2 protein-coding genes and 1 pseudogene are annotated in these 3,324 nt (G+C 45.4%); all 3 read left to right on the forward strand.

Annotated elements, in window-relative coordinates; genetic code table 11:
- Nucleotides 1-439: pseudogene (locus VF500_RS14565) on the forward strand (SusC/RagA family TonB-linked outer membrane protein); the annotation flags it as partial.
- A 28-nt stretch (nucleotides 440-467) separates the two neighbouring features.
- Entirely contained in the window at nucleotides 468-2,174 is a 1,707-nt protein-coding gene (locus VF500_RS14570) for a RagB/SusD family nutrient uptake outer membrane protein (protein ID WP_330860363.1), read from the forward strand.
- Nucleotides 2,175-2,214: 40 nt separating this feature from the next.
- The coding region (locus VF500_RS14575; RefSeq protein WP_330860365.1) for a SusC/RagA family TonB-linked outer membrane protein at nucleotides 2,215-3,324 on the forward strand (1,110 nt) is incomplete at its 3' end.

Below are 3,324 nucleotides of genomic sequence, written 5' to 3' on the forward strand. Positions count from 1 at the left end.
TAGTCTGAGTTTCCTGTTGCAGGGCGTTGCCAATCGTGAGCTGATGTTCAACAATTCGCAGGTAAATGGATTTGCAGGTGTGGGTTTCCTCGGTCTTACCTACAGCGGGCAGGCTTACGAAACCATTTTAGGCCGATGGACACCTGAAACGGCAACTACCGCAACTGCGCCAAGGTTATCATTGGGTAACGCCAATAACACTGCTAACTCAACACTGTACCTGCGCAAAGGTAATTATGTAAGGCTTAAAAACGCCGAGGTTGGTTATAGCCTGCCTTATGAGTGGGCGCATAAACTCAGGTTATCGGGTTTAAGAGTATTTGTGAACGGGGAAAACCTATATACACTGTATGGCTACAAAGATTTCGATCCGGAGGTTTATGGCACTGCTTACCCTATACAAAGGGTAATAAATGCCGGTGTTAACATTAAGCTTTGATTTTGGCCATCATAAAAATATTACGATCATGAAGAGTTTCAATAAAATAATTTTAGCAGCGGCCGGCATCTTAACCGTAATGGCCGGGTGTAAAAAATATGAGCAGTTTCCGGTTGATAAGGTGACCATTAATTACGTGTTTGATAAAAAGGACTCGTTGGGTACCAATGCCCAAATGTTTCTTTACGGGATTTATGCGGCACTGCAAAACGGCCACAACAGGGTAGGCGGTGATTACCTTGATGCAGCAAGCGATGATGCCATATCATCTGCATCAGGCGCGTCAAATGTGGTTACTATCCTTTCAACGGCATCTTATAACTCCTACACTATCCCCACTGATGAAAACCTTTGGGCCTATTATTACGCGGGGATCCGTAAGGCAAACGAGTTTGTAACCAATATTGACGTGGTGCCGGTAATGGCTAAATACAACGGCTACTCCATGAAATATGTGTGGAAAGGCGAGGCCCGTTTTTTAAGAGCGTTGTATTACTTTGAATTGGTTAAACGTTACGGCGGCGTGCCATTATTGGGCAACAAAGTATTTACCATAACCGATAACGTATCTCTGCCGCGCAATTCCTTTGCCGATTGCATTAAATACATTGTGAGCGAATGCGATGCCATTAAGGATACCCTGATGACCGCGCCGCTGAGCAATCCTAATGCCGATTATCATCGCCCAACCAAAGGGGCAGCGATGGCTTTAAAAGCGAAGGTATTGCTGTATGCGGCAAGTCCCTTGTTTAACGGGCAAAATATCGATGCCTCCAATCCGCTTACGGGTTATACAGACTTCAGTGCTGACAGGTGGGCCCAGGCCGCTACTGCGGAAAAGGCTGTGATGGATTTGAACGCTTATTCGTTGTTGCCGAGCTTCAAAGATGTATTCCTGACCCAAAACAGCGCTGAAAATATATTTATCCGCCAAACTGACAATTCATCATCAATTGAAACCACTAACGGCCCGGTTGGATTTACCGGCGCAGTAGGCAAGGGGCAAACGAGCCCAACGCAGCAATTGGTTGATGCCTATCCAATGAAAAGCGGTTTGGCTATTACCGATCCTGCATCGGGCTACAATCCGGATAATCCTTATATAAACCGTGATCCGCGCTTAACTTATACCGTGCTTTATAACGGTACAAGGTGGCTAAACTCCGATCTGCAATTGTTTGAGGGCGGTATCAGTAAACCTAATGGCTCGTTGCAGCAAACTAAAACAGGCTATTATATGCGCAAGTTCATGGGCAATTTTGAAAATACCAACGCCTATTCGGCCCATGTTATCGACTGGCAGATCCTGCGCTATGCCGATGTGGTATTAGGTTATGCCGAAGCGCTTAACGAGTCGGCAGGAGCTACCGCCGATGTTTATAACGCCGTGATCAGCATCAGGAGGAGAGCAGGTATTGATATCGGCTCGGGCAATTATGGCCTTAAAGCAGGCATGACCAAAGACGAAATGCGCACTATCATTCAAAACGAAAGGCGTTTAGAGATGGCCTTTGAAGAGAACCGTTACTTTGATATCCGCCGCTGGAAAATTGCCGGTGATGTGATGAACCAGCCGCAAAAGGGGATAAGCATCGTTAAAATTGGTTCCAGCCTTACTTACAACGTGGTGAATGCGCTTACCACCAAATTTGAATTGCCTAAGATGTACTTGTACCCGATACCTTATGACGAGGTTTTGAAGAACCCTAATATGAAACAAAATCCAGGATGGTAGTCTCAAACCTCTGTCAGTTAAACCAAAAAAATTAAGCTTTATGAGAAAAATAATACTTTTCTTCCAGATATTAATGATCCTGCTCCCGGCAGTGTCATTCGCGCAGAGCAGAACCGTAACAGGTACTGTGCGCGATATTACCGGGGTATTACCGGGGGTATCGGTTATAGAGAAAGGCATGCCTAATAATGGCGCAGTAACCGATGCAAGCGGCAAGTTTACCCTAAATCTCAGGGGGCAGTCGAACACTGTTTTGGTACGTTTTATAGGTTACATACCACGCGAACTGCGGGTACCCGAATCGCGTAAAATGGACATTATATTGCAAACCAATACCAATGGCTTGGACGAAGTTGCCGTTGTGGCCTACGGAACAAAAAAACGTATCACTAATACCGGCGCTGTAAGCTCTATCTCTGCCAGTGAGATCCGTACTGTACCAACCGCCAACGTACAAAATGCTTTGACCGGTAAATTGCCGGGTTTCTTTTCGCAGCAGTCTTCGGGCCAGCCGGGTAAGGATGCTTCGGATTTTTATATCCGTGGCGTAAGCTCATTGAACCCATCAGGGAACCAGCCGCTTATTATTGTGGATGATATTGAGTACAGCTATGATCAGTTACAGCAAATCAATGTAAATGAGATAGAAAGTATCTCTATACTGAAGGATGCTTCAACCACGGCTATTTATGGTATTAAAGGTGCTAACGGCGTTTTGGTGGTAACAACCCGCCGTGGCAAGGCCGGTACACCTAAAGTAAACTTGCGCGTTGAAAGCGGCATCCAGCAACCAACCAAAACACCGCAATTTTTAGATTCATATAATACCGCGGTACTTATCAATGAGGCCCAGCACAATGATGGTATCCCGCTTAGCTTTACCCAGCAGGACCTCGACCTTTTTAAAAATGGATCAGACCCATATGGTCACCCCAATGTGGATTGGTACAACAAGATCTTTAAGAAATACACTTTCCAAACCAATGCTAACCTGGATATTTCCGGTGGTACAACGGGAGTAAAGTATTTTATCTCGGGCGGTGCGCTGAACCAGAATGGCTTGGTGCGTGATTTTGCCGATCCGCAAAGTTTGGTGAACACCAACTACTATTTCAAACGCTATAACTTTCGCTCAAATCTCGATTTAAAA

Source organism: Mucilaginibacter sp. (assembly GCF_036383575.1).
In the GTDB taxonomy this organism is placed as follows: domain Bacteria; phylum Bacteroidota; class Bacteroidia; order Sphingobacteriales; family Sphingobacteriaceae; genus Mucilaginibacter.

Bases quoted from the DNA above. Each gene is read 5' to 3' on its own strand.
- VF500_RS14570 (WP_330860363.1), top strand. From the start codon at position 468: ATGAAGAGTTTCAATAAAATAATTTTAGCAGCGGCCGGCATCTTAACC.